This window comes from Jeongeupia naejangsanensis (assembly GCF_016865585.1).
Taxonomy (GTDB): domain Bacteria; phylum Pseudomonadota; class Gammaproteobacteria; order Burkholderiales; family Chitinibacteraceae; genus Jeongeupia; species Jeongeupia naejangsanensis.
In genome coordinates this window covers 290,457-305,589 of record NZ_JAESND010000003.1, presented here as the reverse complement: position 1 = coordinate 305,589, position 15,133 = coordinate 290,457, and the positions used below count along the sequence as shown (strand labels likewise).

The following is a 15,133-nucleotide window of genomic DNA, read 5'->3' as shown; positions in this document are numbered from 1 at the left end:
CGCCACTCCCCTGCCGGACACCTCGGCAACGCGGCGGCCCACCGGCCAGCCCGCCATTCGCTACGCCCAGACCCACCACGATTGACACCGCAACTTTCGATACCGATGCTGCCTCGCGCAAGATCACTACGGGAAAATACTTACTAACACCGGGGATCTTGTGTAGACCTTCATTCAAATTCAAGCAGGTAGGAGATGAGCTGCATGAAATCGAAATCCGGACGCTTGCCGTCCAATGGCCGTGTACTGGCCCTGTCCATCGTTGCCGCGTTTGCCGGCTCGGTGATCCCTGCCACGGCACTTGCCGTGTCGTGCTCCGGCGTTGCCGCCTGGGACGCGACCAAGGTGTACGCCGCCGGAGGTACCTCGGTCACCCAGGCCAACCATCTGTACCAGAACAAGTGGTGGACACAGAACGAAGACCCGAGCAAATCCGGCGCCAACGGCGTCTGGGCCGACAAGGGTGTGTGCGACGGCGCGGTCACGCCGACGCCCACCCCGACGCCGGTGCCGACACCCGCGCCAACGCCGACCCCGGTTCCCACTCCGGTGCCGACCCCTGCTCCGACACCGACGCCCGGTAGCTGCGCGGTCTGGACCGAGAGCAACACCAAGCCGTACAACGCCGGCGACGTGGTCAGCTACAACGGCAACACCTACACCGCACTGACGACGCACTACGCCTACGTCGGCACCAACTGGAACCCGGCATCGAGCACGACGCTGTGGAAGGCCGGTGGCAGCTGCTCGGCCACGCCGACGCCGACGCCGACTCCGACTCCGACTCCGACACCGACGCCGACGCCGACTCCGACCCCGACTCCGACTCCGACTCCGACGCCCGCACCGACACCGTCGGGCAGCAACGATGCCTGCCGTCCGGAAGGGCTGGCCGTGTCGCAGGTTGCAAACGTGCCGTACTGCCTCGTCTACGACAGCACCGGCCGCGAAAAGCTGGCCAACGGTCTGCAGCGCCGCAACATCGGTTACTTCACCAACTGGCGTACCGGCAAGGATGGCCTGCAGCGCTATCTGGCCAGCGACATTCCGTGGGATGCACTCACCCACATCAACTACGCCTTCGCGCACATCGACGGCAACAACAAGGTCTCGGTCAATCAGGACGTCGCCGGCAACGAGTCGACCGACATGAGCTGGCCGGGTGTCGCCGGCGCCGAGATGGATCCGTCGCTGCCGTACACCGGTCACTTCAACCTGCTGAACAAGTTCAAGAAGCAGCACCCGAACGTGCGCACGCTGGTGTCGATCGGCGGCTGGGCCGAGACCGGCGGCTACTTCGGTCCGGACGGCAAGCGTGTCGCATCGGGTGGTTTCTACGCGATGTCGACCAATGCCGACGCCTCGGTCAACACTGCCGGCATCAACACCTTTGCCGATTCGGCGGTGGCCTTCATCCGCCAGTACGGCTTTGACGGTGTCGACATCGACTACGAGTACCCGACCTCGCTGACCAACGCCGGCAACCCGCTCGACTTCACCGTCGCCAGCCCGCGCCTCAAGGGTCTGCAGGCCAGCTACCGCGAGCTGATGCGCGTCCTGCGCGAGAAGCTCAACGCGGCGTCGGTCGCTGACGGCAAGTACTACGAACTGTCGGCAGCCGTACCGGCGTCGGGTTACCTGCTGCGCGGCATGGAAGCCTTCCAGTCGCTGGCCTACCTCGACTTCGTCAACGTGATGAGCTACGACCTGCACGGCACGTGGAACCAGTTCGTCGGCCCGAACGCGGCGCTGTTCGACGACGGCAAGGACGGCGAGCTGGCGTTCTGGAACGTCTACGGCGATGCGCAGTACAAGAACATCGGCTACCTGAACACCGACTGGGCATTCCACTACTACCGTGGCGGCATGCCGGCAGGCCGGGTCAACGTCGGCGTTCCGTTCTACACCCGTGGCTGGCGTGACGTGACCGGCGGCAACAACGGCCTGTGGGGCACCTCGCAGACCAATACGTGCCCGGTTGGCGTCGAAGCGCCATGCGGCGTCGGCGCGGCCGGTGTCGACAACATCTGGTTCGACGTCGACGAGAAGGGCAGCGTCGAGGATGCCGGCTCCAACCCGATGTGGCACGCCAAGAACCTCGAGAAGGGCATTGCCGCCGACTACCTGTCGCAATACAAGTTTGCGGCCAGCGACCTGACCGGCGTCTACACGCGCTACTACGACAGCACCCTCGTGGCGCCGTGGCTGTGGAATGCGCAGAAGAAGGTGTTCCTGTCGACCGAGGACGAGCAGTCGATCCAGGCCAAGGCCGACTGGATCATCAAGAACGGCGTCGGCGGTGCGATGAACTGGGAACTGGCCGGCGACTACGACTGGGATGCCAACCGCACGACACTGACCGGCAGCAAGGGCCAGTACGTGCCGGGCGCGACGCTGACCCGTCTGCTGGCCAGCAACTTCCGCAGCGCCACGCCGTACGGCAACACGCTGTCGAACACCGCCATGCCGGCCGAAGTCGTCGACGTCTCGGCCTCGCTGACGGCGTTCGCGATGGGTGACGACAACTTCCCGATCGCTCCGAAGCTGCACATCGTCAACAACACCGGCGCCATCATCCCGGCCGGGGCGATCCTGCGCTTCCAGTATCCGACCTCGGCTCCGGACAACCTGGAAGCCAGCGGCATGACGGTGACGTCGGGCCACACCGGCAACAACATCGGCGGCCTCAAGGGTGATTTCCACACCGTCGACTACACGCTGCCGAAACTGGCGGTCGGTGCGGTGAAGGACATCAAGATCACCTACCGTCTGCCGATCGCCGGACCGAGCAACTACCAGCTGATCGTGAACGGCAAGGCGTTCTCGCTCAAGCAGGAGCACCCGCTCTACCCGGTCGGCAAGTTCTAAGCACGACACGACTCCGGCGCACCCGCGCCGGACGAAAAAACGCCCCGGCATGCCGGGGCGTTTTTCATGGTGGGTTGCCGCTTACTTGGCGATCAGCCCGGTGGCGCGGCCGAAGCGCTTGCCATCGAAGCTGACGCTGCGCACCTGCACGGCATTGACGTCGGCCACGGCCGGCGCCTTGGTCGCGTCGTACGCCTGCCAGGTCTTGCCGGCGTCGAGCGAGTACTGGATCTTCACGCCCGGCAGTTCGGTCACGGCGGCCAGCTTGCCGTCGACAACCTTGGCGCCGACCATGGACAGGCGGTAACCGACGCCGGCCTTGTCCAGCTTGGCCAATTCGCGCTGGCCGACGGCGTTGGCGAAGGTATCCCAGTCGGCGTTCAGCGCCTTGGTGTTCACCAGCTTGGTTTCGCCGGACTTGTAGCGTTCGCCGACGGTGTACGGACGCTCCCAGCCCGCTTGGTGCCAGGCGCGCTCGGCCACCGCGATCAGCCGCGGGAACACCATGTACTCGAACTGGGTATCGGTGCGGACGACTTCGGCCCATTCCTGCGCCGACAGGCCCACGACCGGCGGCATCGGCTTGCTGGCCTTGGCCTCGAAGGCGTTGCCGTCACGATCAAGCGAGGTTTCGGCGTTCTGCGGCAGGTTGGCCGGCGCGAAGCTGAAGATCTTCTTGATCGAATTGGCGCGCGCGCCCCAGTAGTAACCGCCTTCCATCGGATCGACCTCGCTCGGGAAATCGAGGTAGACGTAGTCCGGATTGGAGATCACCACGCCGTAACCCTTGTTGGTCCATTCGACCACCGAGTCCGCACCGCCCCAGTACAGCGTGTCCCAGAAGTTGACGCGCACGTTCTTGGCAGCGAAGTCCTTGGCGTTCGGCGCATGCTTCAGGCCGTCCTGCCACGCCTGGAAATTGCTGATGCCGTACTTCGGCAGCAGGGTGCTGACTTCGTGGGCGAAGTAGCCCGGCAGGTGTTCGACATCGGCCACCTTGCCCGACTTGACCAGCGCCTGGCAGGCCGGCGACTTGGCCCACGGGTGGTCCTGCTTCGACATGTCGATCCAGCCCTTGCCGTCCTTGTCCTTGGCGGGGGCGTTCTTGTCGGCGTAGCCGGCGCCGAAGAAGATGTTCTTCGCTTCGTCACCGCCGAAGTGCCACGACTCGAGCTTGATGCCGGCGTCCTGGTACATCCGGGAGATTTCGCCGATCACCTTGTCGGTGAACTTGAGCGCCGACGGCTGGCACGGGTTCAGCGTCGACAGGCGGTCATAGAACTGCACGCCGGTGATGTTCGAGGTTTCCTTCGGATCGACGAGGCGGTACTCGCTGGCGGCTTCCGGCTTGCCCTCGGCCATCAGGCGCTTGTAGCGCGCTTCCATCGAGACCACGGCGGCACGGGCATGGCCCGGCATGTCGATTTCCGGGATCACTTCGATGCTGCGGGCGTGGGCGTACTTGAGGATCTCGATGAAGTCGTCACGGGTCAGGAAACCCGAACCGGCGTTGTTGCTGTCCGGACCCTGGCCCAGCTGCGGCAGCAGGCCCTTGGTTTCGGTCAGGTCGTGCACGCGCTTGCCGCCGACCTCGGTCAGCTCCGGCAGGCCCGGAATCTGTAGGCGCCAGCCTTCGTCGTCGGACAGGTGATAGTGCAGCTTGTTGAGCTTGTACGCGGCCATCTGGTCGATCGCCGCCAGTACGGTCGCCTTGCTGCGGAAGTTGCGCGCGGTATCGATCATGAAGCCGCGATAGCCGAAGCGCGGCGCGTCGGCGACTTCCATGGTCGGGACGACCTTGGCGCCCTGCACCGGGACCAGCGACAGCAGCGACTGCACGCCGTAGAACGCGCCGGCAGCATCATGGCCGACGACCTGCGCGCCCTTCGGCGTGATCACCAGCGAATAGCCCTCGGCCTTGGCAGCGGCGCCCTTCAGGGCCTTCGGCGCAATGCGCACGGTGACCGGATAGCTGCCGGCGGTGACGCCGATTTCCTTGGCACGCGCCTGCAGTGCATCGACGCTGGCCTTGTCGAGGCCGCGCGTATCGAGCTTGATGCCCTTGGACAGATCGGCCGTCTTGCCGGTGAGTTTCTGTGCGGCCGGAGCCGGGATGATGCGTGCGGCGACGTCCTGTGCCGGCAGCAGCGGCGTGGCCTTGTAGGCGTCGTAGCGGGTGGCGGCGGTCATGACGACGTTGTTGTCACCGGCCGAGCGCTTGGCATCGGCAACGGTCAGCGGGGTCATGAACTTGCTGAGTTCTTCGGTATCGGTGCTGGCGATCACCTTCGGCTTGGCGTCGCCCGAGGTCACGTACCAGCGCGGCATGGTGTCGTACATCGACACCTGCCAGTACTCGCCGATCAGGCCCAGCTGCACCGGCTTGCCCTTGGCGAACCCCTGGAACTTGTCGGTCGGCTCGAGGCGGTACAGGTCACCGGTCAGGTGGGTGATTTTGAACTGGTCGTTGTCGACGCGGAGGATGCGGCGGATGCTGGAAAAATAGATGGCCCAGTCCGAACCCTTGATGTCGCTGGCGGCATCGAAGGTGACATTCAGCTTGTAGCACGATGCCCAGTCGGCACCGAGGGCCGAGCACTCCTTGGCCGGCTGGCTGTTGCCCAGCATGGTGACCTTGATGCCCAGCTGACTGGCGATGGTATCCACCTGTTGCTGCGCGCCGGAACCCGCGTACGCAAAGCCGGCAAACGCCATGCTGGCCATCATCAGAGTCAGTTTGCTTTTCATCTGCTTTTCCTTGCTTGCATCCGGGCTTGTGGCCCGGACTGATCGACTGCAGCAGGACTGAATCAGCCCCGCCTCCCGCAAACAAGGTTGCACCCACAAAGCTTACACGTCGTTGTTCAAGATCAAGACGCGGGGAAAGCCGGGCAAATTAGAAGTAATTAATTCCGCAACCATCCGGACGAACTACCAGCCGAGCAAGCCGTGGCCGTGCTGCTTGAGCCAGTCGCGCTGCGCCTTCCACGCCGGGCAGTGCTGCGCGACGATGGCCCAGAAACGCGGCGAATGGTTGAGCTCGGCCAGATGGGCCAGCTCGTGGATGATCACGTAGTCGATCACGTCGAACGGCGCCTGCACCAGACGCCAGTTCAGCCGGACCGCGCCGGCGGCGGTACAGCTGCCCCAGCGCGTCCCGGCCGAGGTCAGCCTGAGCTGGCTCGGCTGCAGCCCCATCCGTTCGGACCAGAGCGGTACGCGTTCGGCGAAGTAGGCCCGCGCCGTACGCTGCAGGAAGCGGGTCAGCGCCGGCGCCAGCGTGGCGTCGTGGCCGGCGACATGCAGCGCACCGTCGACAAGGGCGGTGCGCTTGGCCCCGGCAACGATGCGCATCGGCTTGCCGAACCAGCCGATGCTGGCGCCGTCGGCCAGCGCTGCCACGGGGGCTGGCCGCCTGGCAAGGTGCTTGAGTATCCAGTCCAGGCGCCCCAGGACGGCGCGGTCGGCATCGGCGAGGCTGGCATGCGCCGGCAGCGCGACGCTGAGGCCGCCAGCGTCGATGCGCAGGCCGATCGAGCGGCGTCGGGCGCTGCGCTTCACCGTGTAGGCGATTTCGCCGCCCGGGTGGCGTACGCGCCGCTCGCTCATTTACTTCGGAAAGCAGGGGCCGCGATCGGGCATCGCGGCCAGTTCGGTTTCGATCCAGTCCTCGACTTCGCGGGTCAGCTCGAGCGGGTCGCGGCCGGTGGTGTCGATCGGCTTGCCGATCTTCATCGTGATCGTGCCCGGATGCTTGAGGAAGGAATTGCGCGGCCAGTATTCGCCGGCATTGACCATCACCGGCACCAGCGGAATGCCCAGCGAAATCGCCAGCCGGGCACCGCCGGGCTTGTACTTGCCGCGTTCGCCCGGCGCAATGCGGGTTCCCTCGGGAAAGATGGTGATCCAGTAGCCGTGCCTGATCCGGTCCTGCCCCTGCTCCATCAGCATGCGCTGTGCTTCCGAGCGGTTCGAGCGGTCGATCGCGATCGGCGACGTGGCCTTCAGCCCCCAGCCGAAGAACGGCAGCTTGAGCAGTTCGCGCTTGATCACGAAGACCATCGGCGGGAACACCATCTGCAGCGCCATCGTTTCCCATGCCGACTGGTGCTTGCAGACGATCATCGCCGGCCCGGCCGGGATGTTCTCCTTGCCGACGATCCGGCCCTTGAGGCCACAGGTCACCCCGAGCCACCACAGCAGCACCCGGCTCCAGCCGGTGATGATGCGCGTACGCAGCACCGGCGGCAGCGGCAGGATCAGAATGCAGAAAACGGCATACGGCGGCGTGATGATCGCCATGCCGAGCCAGTAGAGGATGGAGCGAATCCAGATCATTGCCGGTCCGTGTCGAAAGTCATGATGGTTTCAAAAAAATACCGCGCGCCGCCGAAGCCCGTTTCGGCTGGCGAGCGAGCCAAAGCAGGCCGGGTTCGCCCGAAGCGCAGAAACCGGAATGGCCGTTTGGGCCATGAGGATTTCGAGCATCGGACGGGCCCGGGATGCGAAGGCGCAGTCGCCAGACGGAATGGGCGCCTAGCCGAGGCGCTGGAGCCAGTCTGCTACTGCCGCCAGATCATCGAACACCCGGGTTCCCGGCGGCAGGCTGTTCTTGCCTTCGGTCTTCTTGCCGTTGCCGGTACGCACCAGCAGCGGCTTGCCGCCAGCAGCGGCAATCGCTTCAAGGTCGCGCTGGCTGTCGCCGACCATCCACAACTCGGTCGGCGACACGTGGAAGCGCTTGGCGATGTCGAGCACCATCCCCGGCGCCGGCTTGCGGCAGCGGCATTGCGCTTCCGACATGTGCGGGCAGAAGAAGATGGCGTCGATCTCGCCACCGGCGTCGTGGACCAGCCGGTGCATCTTGGCGTGGATGCGGTTCAGCGTCGCCACGTCGTAATAGCCGCGGCCGATGCCGCTCTGGTTGGTCGCAACGACCAGCGTCCAGCCGGCGCGCGTCAGCGCACCGATCGCATCGAGACTGCCCGCAATCGGGATCCACTCGTCCGGCGACTTGATGTAGTCCGGGCTGTCGTGATTGATCACGCCATCGCGGTCCAGAATCAGCAGCTTCATCGGCCCCTCCGTTGCGGGCATCCACGGCAGGGCGGCATGGTCGCCGCCCGTGTTCAATCGGCGCTTAATCGGCAAGCAGCGACAGCTCCGCAACGCGGTTCATCAGCCCGGCCAGCGCCGACAGCAGCGCCAGACGGTTGCCGCGCACGGCAAGATCGTCGGCCATCACCATCACGCCGTCGAAGAACGCGTCGACCGGCGTCTTCAGCGCAGCCAGTGCCTTCAGGGCGCCGGTGAAGTCCTGCTTGGCCAGCGCAGCCTCGGCTTGCGGCGTCACGGCCTCGAACGCCGCGAACAGCGCCTTTTCGGCCTCGCTGTCGAACAATGCCGCATTCAGCACCGGCAGCGCGGTGTCGACCTTCTTGAGGATGTTGCGGATGCGCTTGTTGGCGGCAGCCAGTGCTGCCGATTCCGGCAGTGCCTTGAACGCGGCGACCGCGTCGAGGCGCTGGACGACGTCGTCGAAGCGTTCCGGGTTCAGCGCCAGCACGGCGTCGATGTCGGCCACCGGATAATCGGCGGCGAGGAAGTTCTTCAGCCGGTCGAGCATGAAGCCCTGGACACCTGCAATCGTGCCGTCCTTGATCACGCCGCTCGGGAAGGTCGCGGCAGTCGCGGTCAGCAGCGACTTCAGGTCCAGCGGCAGCACCAGCAGCTGGCGCAGCACGCCGAGTGCGGCGCGGCGCAATGCGAACGGGTCCTTGTCGCCGGTCGGGATCAGGCCGATGCCGTAGATGCCGACGATGGCTTCGAGCTTGTCGGCCAGCGCGACGGCCTGCGCCACCGGGCCTTCCGGCAGCGCGTCACCGGCGAAGCGCGGGCGGTAGTGCTGTTCGATCGCATCGGCGACCGCGGCGTTCTCGCCGTCGATCTGCGCGTAATAGCGGCCCATGGTGCCCTGCAGTTCCGGGAACTCGCCGACCATGTCCGACACGAGGTCGGCCTTGGCCAGCTTCGCCGCGCGTTCGCAATCGGCGCGCTGCGCACCGAGCGCCGGGCCGATTTCGCCGGCCAGCTTCACGAGGCGTTCGACGCGCTCGTACTGGGTGCCGATCTTGTTGTGGTAGACGACGCTGCGCAGCCCTTCGACGCGCGATTCGAGCTTCTTCTTCTGATCCTGCGCATAGAAGAACTGCGCGTCCGACAGCCGCGCGCGCAGTACGCGCTCGTTGCCGGTGATGATGTGGCTCGGGTCGGCCGCTTCGAGATTGGACACCAGCAGGAAGCGGTTCATCAGCTTGCCGGCCTGGTCGAGCAGCGGGAAGTACTTCTGGTTCTGCTGCATCGTCAGGATCAGGCATTCCTGCGGCACCTTGAGGAATTCGGCCTCGAAGCCGGCCTCGAGCACCACCGGCCACTCGACCAGCGCGGTCACCTCGTCGAACAGCGCATCATCGGCGGCGATCGTTGCGTTCAGCTTGGCGGCAGCGGACTTGAGGCGGTCGACGACCAGCTCGTGGCGCGCGGCGAAGCTGGCGACGACCTTGCCCTCTTCGTAGATTTTCTTCGCGTATTCGTCGGCACTGGCGAACTCGACTGCGCCCTTCGACAGGAAGCGGTGGCCCTGGCTGACACGGCCCGACGCGAGGTGCAGCACCTTGGCCGGCACGACGTCGCTGCCGTGCAGCACGACCAGACCGTGCACCGGACGGATGAACTGGCCGTCGCGATCGCCCCAGCGCATCATCTTCGGCGCGGGCAGCTTCTTCAGCGCGGCTTCGATCAGCCCGGACAGCACGTTGGCCAGCGTTTCACCGGCCTTCACGCTGCGGAAAATGAACACGTCCTGCTTGCCGTCCGAGCCCTGCTCGAGCGCGGAAATCTCGACGCCGCACGAACGGGCGAAACCGGCCAGCGCCGGCGTCGGCTGGCCATCCTTGTAGCCGGAGGCGACGGCCGGGCCGCGACGTTCGATCTGCTGCTCGGGCTGGAGCGCGAGCACGTCCGGAATTGTCACCGCCAGCCGGCGCGGGCTGGCGAACGGGTGGCAATCACCGTCCTTGGCAACGAAGCCAAGCTTGGCAAGCTCGTCGAAAATCGACCGGGCGAACGCGTCGCCCAGTTTCTTGAGCGCCTTCGGCGGCAGCTCTTCGGTAAACAGTTCGATCAACAGGGTCTTGCTGGACTGGGTATCGGACATGACGATCACTCTTTGTTCTGGGCCTTGTCGGCCATCATCTTGCAGACCTGACGCACGAAATCGGCGCCGTAGCTGTCGGGCTCGGGTGCAGCGAATTCCCACTGGAAGCCGGGAACGTCGTAACGGGCGATTTCCTCACCGTCGGGCGTTCGCAACGACACGGCGATGCCGGCCATCCGCCCGCTCGGGCAGTCGATCGCCTGGCGCGCGTACTTGACCCGGTAACGCCCTTTCGATTCGCCGTCGATCTGGTCTTCGGCGAAGGTCTGGCGCATCCACACATAGGTGTACTGGGTGCTGCCCGCGCGGTCGCGGTGCGAGATCGAATTGACGTCGACATCGACCTTCATGCCGTCGGGTTCGCCGTAGTTGCGCCAGTCGGCACTGCTGCCCGGCACCGGTTGCGGCCCGCGCGTGCCGTCCTCGAAGTCGCCGCAGGCGGCGAGCAGCAAGGGCAGGCACAGCGCAAGCGCCTTCATTGCATCAGGCCGCCGGGTTGCACATCGGGAAGCCGAGGGCTTCGCGGCTGTCGTAATACGCCTGCGCGACCATGCGCGACAGGTTGCGGACGCGGCCGATGTAGGCGGCACGTTCGGTCACCGAGATCGCGCCACGGGCGTCGAGCAGGTTGAAGGTGTGCGAACACTTCATCACCATTTCGTAGCCCGGCAGCGGCAGGCCGGCTTCGATCAGCCGCTGTGCTTCGCCTTCGAAATCGTTGAACAGCTTGAACAGCAGTTCGACGTTGGCGTATTCGAAGTTGTAGGTCGACTGCTCGACCTCGTTCTGGTGATAGATGTCGCCGTAGGTGACCTTCTGGCCGTTCGGGTAGACGGTCCACACGAGGTCGTAGACGTTCTCGACGCCCTGCAGGTACATCGCCAGCCGTTCGACACCGTAGGTGATCTCGCCGAGCACCGGCTTGCAGTCGAGGCCGCCGACCTGCTGGAAATAGGTGAACTGGGTGACTTCCATGCCGTTCAGCCACACCTCCCAGCCGAGGCCCCAGGCGCCCAGCGTCGGGCTTTCCCAGTCGTCCTCGACGAAGCGGATGTCGTGAACCGTCGGGTCGATGCCGAGTTCCTTCAGCGAGCCGAGGTAGAGGTCGAGGATGTTGTCCGGGTTCGGCTTCAGCGCGACCTGGAACTGGTAGTAGTGCTGCAGCCGGTTCGGGTTCTCGCCATAGCGGCCGTCCTTCGGGCGGCGGCTCGGCTGCACGTAGGCGGCGTTCCACGGCTCGGGGCCGAGCGAGCGCAGGAAGGTCGCGGTGTGGAAGGTGCCCGCGCCGACTTCGAGGTCGTACGGTTGCAGCAGCGCGCAGCCCTGGCTTGCCCAGTAGGTCTGCAGCTTGAGAAGGATGTCCTGGAAGGTCAGCATGTCGGTCTTGGCCGGATGGTCCGGTTTCCGGTTCTGAAACCTGCTGATTCTACTTGCTTTTGCCCATGGCCGGCGAGTCGGCCGCCTGCCGTTCGCGCGTCAGCTGTGCACGGCACAGTGTCAGGAAGCGCCCGGCGCCCTGCGTCAGCACCTTGTCGCGTGCACGGATCAGGTAAAAGCAGCGCGTCAGGTCCAGATCCGGCGTCGCCAGCGCAACGAGCTCGCCGCGCACCAGCTCGGTCGCCACGGTACGCCGCGACAGGCAGGCCAGCCCGAGTCCGGCGCGCACCGCGCCCTTGACCGCTTCGCTGGTCCCCAGCTCGAGCGCGACCTTCGGGCTGCCGACCAGCGGCGCCAGCGTCGACTCGAGCACCTCGCGCGTGCCCGAGCCCTGCTCGCGCAGCACCCATTGCGCATCCGCCAGCATCGGCGGCGTCACCGTCGCCCCGGTCCACGGATGGGCCGGCGGCGCGACCACGACCAGTTCGTCGGCCAGCCACGGCTCGACGTTCACTCGCGCATCGTGGGCGATGCCTTCGATCAGGCCGAGATCGGCGCGGTACTCGGCGACGGCGGCAATCGCCTCCTGCGTGTTGCCGATCGCGATCTCGGCGCGGCTTTCCGGGTCTTCGAGCATCAGCAGCCCCAGCAACTCGGGCAGCACCCGGTTGCCGATGGTCGAGCTGGCCGCGAGCCGCAGCCGCGCCGGTGCATCGCCGCGAAAACGCGCCTCGATTTCGCGCGCCTGCGCCAGCAGGGCCTCGGCCTGCGGCAACAGCCAGCGGCCGTGCTCGTTCAGCTGCACCCGCCGGCCGATGCGGTCGAACACCGTGACGCCGAGCCGGCGCTCGAGTTCGGCCAGCGCACCGCTGGCCGCCGACTGCGACAAACCCAGCCCGGCACCGGCGGCGGTAATGCCGCCCAGCTGTGCCGTGGTCACGAACACTTCAAGCTCGCGCAAGGTCAACCGGATCATTTCGCCCCCCAATTTTCGACTCGACCTCCGGTAAAAACACCGGAATCGCTACTGCGGCAGTACCGGCCACCGCTGCCACCATCGCGGCAAGCCGCGCCAAGACTGGCTTTGCGGCGCCCAAGCTCGATCAATCGGTTTTACCGATTAAATATCGCCATATAACCGTTTTTACACATATAACCACAAAGAACATAGTTAGCTCCATCTGCAATAACAACCGTCAGCAAGAAAGCTTTCGGCCAAGGATGGCAGCAATGAACTTCATACGTACGCATCGTCACGGTCTTGCGCTGGCACTGGCGCTGGCCACTGTCGCCGCCCTGCTCGGCGAAGCCTTTCCGCTGGTCGGCGGCCCGGTCATCGGCATCGTGCTCGGCCTCGCGGTCAACAACCTCTGGCACCCGGGCGAGCGCTTCCGCCCCGGTATCGGCTTTGCCGCCAAGGACATCCTGCAGTGGTCGATCATCGCCCTCGGCATCGGCCTCAACTTCACCCAGGTTGCCGAAACCGGGATGCAGTCGCTCGAAGTGACGCTGGTCACCGTCGCCACCGCCTTCGTTTCGGCGGTCGTGCTCGGCAAGCTGCTCGGCGTGCCGGACAAGCTCAAGATCCTGATCGGTGTCGGTACCGCCATCTGCGGCGGCTCGGCGATCGCTGCGGTGACGCCGATCCTCAAGCCGGACGACCACGAAACCGCGTTCTCGATCTCGACGATCTTCCTGTTCAACCTCGTCGCGGTGCTGCTGTTCCCGCTGCTCGGCCACGTGCTCGGCCTGTCCGACAAGGGTTTCGGCCTGTGGGCCGGCACCGCGATCAACGACACCTCGTCGGTGGTGGCCGCCGGCTACAGCTTCAGCCACCTCGCCGGCGAGTACGCGACCATCGTCAAGCTGACCCGCGCAACGCTGATCATCCCGGTCTGCCTGGCGATGGCCGCCTACATGGCGCATCGCGAGCACAAGCACGGCGCCGGCGATTTCAGCCTCAAGCGCATCTTTCCGTGGTTCATCCTCTGGTTTGTCGTTGCGTCGCTGCTGAGCACCTTCGGCCTGATCCCCGCCGCGCTGGTGCCGTGGGCCCACCACATCGCGCAGTTCCTGATCGTCGTCGCACTGACCGCCATCGGCCTGTCGTCCAACCTCGGCCAGATGCGCGGCACCGGCGTCCGCCCCATCCTGCTCGGTCTGGGGGTGTGGGTCTGCGTCGCCGGCAGCAGCCTGATGGTCCAGCATGTGATGGGCCAGTTGTAAGTCCATCCGGCAACGAAAAAGCGGCCCTCGGGCCGCTTTTTACTTATGAACGTACGCCGGTCATGCTGCAGCGGCGAGCGCCTGTTCGAGGTCCTCGATGATGTCGTCGATGTGCTCGATACCGATCGACAGCCGCACCGTTTCTTCCGAGACCCCCGCCTTCTTCAGCTCCTCGGGCGAGAGCTGCCGGTGCGTCGTCGACGCCGGGTGGCACGCCAGCGACTTGGCGTCGCCGATATTGACCAGTCGGGTCACCAGTTTCAGCGCATCCTGGAAGCGCGCACCGGCGTCGCGGCCACCCTTGACGCCGAAGGTCAGCAGCCCCGAGGCCCGGCCGTCGAAGTAGCGCTGCACCAGCGCATGCGATTCGTGCGTCGGCAGCCCGGCGTAGTTGACCCACTCGACCGCGCGGTGGTTCTGCAGGTATTCGGCGACCTTGAGCGCATTGTCGCTGTGGCGCTCGATCCGCAGCGCCAGCGTTTCCAGCCCCTGCAGGATCAGGAAAGCATTGAACGGCGAGATCGCCGCGCCGGTATTGCGCAGCGGAACGACGCGGGCGCGGCCGATGTAGGCCGCGTCGCCGAGCGCCTCGGTGTAGACGACACCGTGATAGCTGACGTCCGGCTCGTTCAGCCGGCGGAAGCGCTGCTTGTGCTCGGCCCAGGGGAACTTGCCCGAGTCGACGATGATGCCGCCGATGCTGTTGCCGTGGCCGCCGATGTACTTGGTCAGCGAATGCACGACGATGTCGGCGCCATGTTCGAACGGCCGGGTGATGTACGGCGTCGGCACGGTGTTGTCGACGATCAGCGGAATGCCGTGCGCGTGCGCGACTTCGGCAAAAGCGGCGAAGTCGACGACGTTGCCGAGCGGATTGCCGATCGACTCGACGTAGATCGCCTTGGTTTTCGCGTCGATCAGTGCACCGGCGGCGGCCGGATCGCGGTAGTCGACGAAGCGCGTTTCGATGCCGTACTGCGGCAAGGTATGCGCGAACAGGTTGTAGGTGCCGCCGTACAGCGTCGAGATCGAGATGATGTTGTCGCCGGCCTCGGCGATGGTCAGGATCGAATAGGTGATCGCCGCCTGCCCCGACGCCAGCGCCAGCCCGCCGATGCCGCCTTCGAGCGCGGCGACGCGCTTTTCGAGCACGTCGGTGGTCGGGTTCATGATGCGGGTGTAGATGTTGCCGGCCACCTTGAGGTCGAACAGGTCGGCCGCATGCTGGGTATCGTCGAAGGCGTAGCTGCTCGTCTGGTAGATCGGCACCGCCACCGCCTTGGTGGTCGGATCAGGGCTATAACCGGCATGAATGGCCAGGGTATCGAAGCGCATGCAGAAAAACTCCCGGAGAACGAGCGCTGCGGCCACCGCGGCCACGCAGCATCGGAACGAATCTAGCACCGCCGCATATAACCGTTCATACCTATTGATCGATATTTTTAT

At 65.5% G+C, this 15,133-nt stretch carries 11 protein-coding genes; 2 read left to right on the top strand and 9 right to left on the bottom strand.

Annotated features, from left to right (window positions below; all coding sequences use genetic code 11):
* The first annotated feature begins 204 nt into the window (after positions 1 to 204).
* Positions 205 to 2,868 (top strand): glycosyl hydrolase family 18 protein, encoded by a 2,664-nt coding sequence (locus JMJ54_RS09235; protein ID WP_203538028.1) that lies wholly within the window; start codon positions 205 to 207, stop codon positions 2,866 to 2,868.
* Between the two features lie 81 nt (positions 2,869 to 2,949).
* Here the strand turns inward: JMJ54_RS09235 and JMJ54_RS09230 are convergent, their stop codons facing one another.
* The 8 genes from JMJ54_RS09230 to JMJ54_RS09195 all read right to left on the bottom strand — a co-directional run bounded on the left by JMJ54_RS09230 (position 2,950) and on the right by JMJ54_RS09195 (position 12,437).
* Complete coding sequence (locus JMJ54_RS09230; RefSeq protein ID WP_203538026.1) at positions 2,950 to 5,616, bottom strand: family 20 glycosylhydrolase; 2,667 nt, start codon at positions 5,614 to 5,616, stop codon at positions 2,950 to 2,952.
* Positions 5,617 to 5,799: 183 nt separating this feature from the next.
* Entirely contained in the window at positions 5,800 to 6,477 is a 678-nt protein-coding gene (locus tag JMJ54_RS09225) for a M48 family metallopeptidase (protein ID WP_203538024.1), read from the bottom strand.
* Positions 6,478 to 7,206: a lysophospholipid acyltransferase family protein gene (locus JMJ54_RS09220; protein ID WP_203538022.1), complete on the bottom strand. Its 729-nt coding sequence runs from the start codon at positions 7,204 to 7,206 to the stop codon at positions 6,478 to 6,480.
* A 198-nt stretch (positions 7,207 to 7,404) separates the two neighbouring features.
* Complete coding sequence (gene gmhB / locus JMJ54_RS09215) at positions 7,405 to 7,944, bottom strand: D-glycero-beta-D-manno-heptose 1,7-bisphosphate 7-phosphatase (protein ID WP_203538020.1); 540 nt, start codon at positions 7,942 to 7,944, stop codon at positions 7,405 to 7,407.
* A 64-nt stretch (positions 7,945 to 8,008) separates the two neighbouring features.
* Complete coding sequence (glyS, locus tag JMJ54_RS09210) at positions 8,009 to 10,084, bottom strand: glycine--tRNA ligase subunit beta (RefSeq protein WP_203538018.1); 2,076 nt, start codon at positions 10,082 to 10,084, stop codon at positions 8,009 to 8,011.
* Positions 10,085 to 10,089: 5 nt separating this feature from the next.
* Positions 10,090 to 10,563 carry a surface-adhesin E family protein gene (locus JMJ54_RS09205; RefSeq protein WP_189459779.1) on the bottom strand — a complete coding sequence of 158 codons (474 nt, stop codon included), beginning with the start codon at positions 10,561 to 10,563 and terminating at the stop codon, positions 10,090 to 10,092.
* 4 nt (positions 10,564 to 10,567) lie between these two features.
* On the bottom strand, positions 10,568 to 11,461 hold the full coding sequence (gene glyQ / locus JMJ54_RS09200; RefSeq protein WP_189459780.1) for a glycine--tRNA ligase subunit alpha: 894 nt from the start codon (positions 11,459 to 11,461) through the stop codon (positions 10,568 to 10,570).
* Between the two features lie 49 nt (positions 11,462 to 11,510).
* The gene (locus tag JMJ54_RS09195; RefSeq protein WP_203538016.1) at positions 11,511 to 12,437 is read right to left on the bottom strand and encodes a LysR family transcriptional regulator; all 927 of its coding nucleotides are present in this window, start codon (positions 12,435 to 12,437) and stop codon (positions 11,511 to 11,513) included.
* A 254-nt stretch (positions 12,438 to 12,691) separates the two neighbouring features.
* On the opposite strand from JMJ54_RS09195, the gene JMJ54_RS09190 reads away from it, so the two are divergent.
* Positions 12,692 to 13,687 (top strand): YeiH family protein, encoded by a 996-nt coding sequence (locus tag JMJ54_RS09190; RefSeq protein ID WP_203538014.1) that lies wholly within the window; start codon positions 12,692 to 12,694, stop codon positions 13,685 to 13,687.
* Between the two features lie 60 nt (positions 13,688 to 13,747).
* Here JMJ54_RS09190 and JMJ54_RS09185 read toward each other — a convergent pair whose 3' ends face one another.
* Positions 13,748 to 15,022, bottom strand: a complete 1,275-nt coding sequence (locus JMJ54_RS09185) for an O-acetylhomoserine aminocarboxypropyltransferase/cysteine synthase family protein (RefSeq protein WP_203538012.1) — start codon at positions 15,020 to 15,022, stop codon at positions 13,748 to 13,750.
* Positions 15,023 to 15,133: the final 111 nt, after the last annotated feature.

Bases quoted from the DNA above. Each gene is read 5' to 3' on its own strand.
- JMJ54_RS09205 (WP_189459779.1), bottom strand. From the start codon at position 10,563: ATGAAGGCGCTTGCGCTGTGCCTGCCCTTGCTGCTCGCCGCCTGCGGC.
- gmhB (WP_203538020.1), bottom strand. From the start codon at position 7,944: ATGAAGCTGCTGATTCTGGACCGCGATGGCGTGATCAATCACGACAGC.
- JMJ54_RS09225 (WP_203538024.1), bottom strand. From the start codon at position 6,477: ATGAGCGAGCGGCGCGTACGCCACCCGGGCGGCGAAATCGCCTACACG.
- JMJ54_RS09185 (WP_203538012.1), bottom strand. From the start codon at position 15,022: ATGCGCTTCGATACCCTGGCCATTCATGCCGGTTATAGCCCTGATCCG.
- JMJ54_RS09220 (WP_203538022.1), bottom strand. From the start codon at position 7,206: ATGATCTGGATTCGCTCCATCCTCTACTGGCTCGGCATGGCGATCATC.
- JMJ54_RS09190 (WP_203538014.1), top strand. From the start codon at position 12,692: ATGAACTTCATACGTACGCATCGTCACGGTCTTGCGCTGGCACTGGCG.
- glyS (WP_203538018.1), bottom strand. From the start codon at position 10,084: ATGTCCGATACCCAGTCCAGCAAGACCCTGTTGATCGAACTGTTTACC.
- glyQ (WP_189459780.1), bottom strand. From the start codon at position 11,461: ATGCTGACCTTCCAGGACATCCTTCTCAAGCTGCAGACCTACTGGGCA.
- JMJ54_RS09230 (WP_203538026.1), bottom strand. From the start codon at position 5,616: ATGAAAAGCAAACTGACTCTGATGATGGCCAGCATGGCGTTTGCCGGC.
- JMJ54_RS09235 (WP_203538028.1), top strand. From the start codon at position 205: ATGAAATCGAAATCCGGACGCTTGCCGTCCAATGGCCGTGTACTGGCC.
- JMJ54_RS09195 (WP_203538016.1), bottom strand. From the start codon at position 12,437: ATGATCCGGTTGACCTTGCGCGAGCTTGAAGTGTTCGTGACCACGGCA.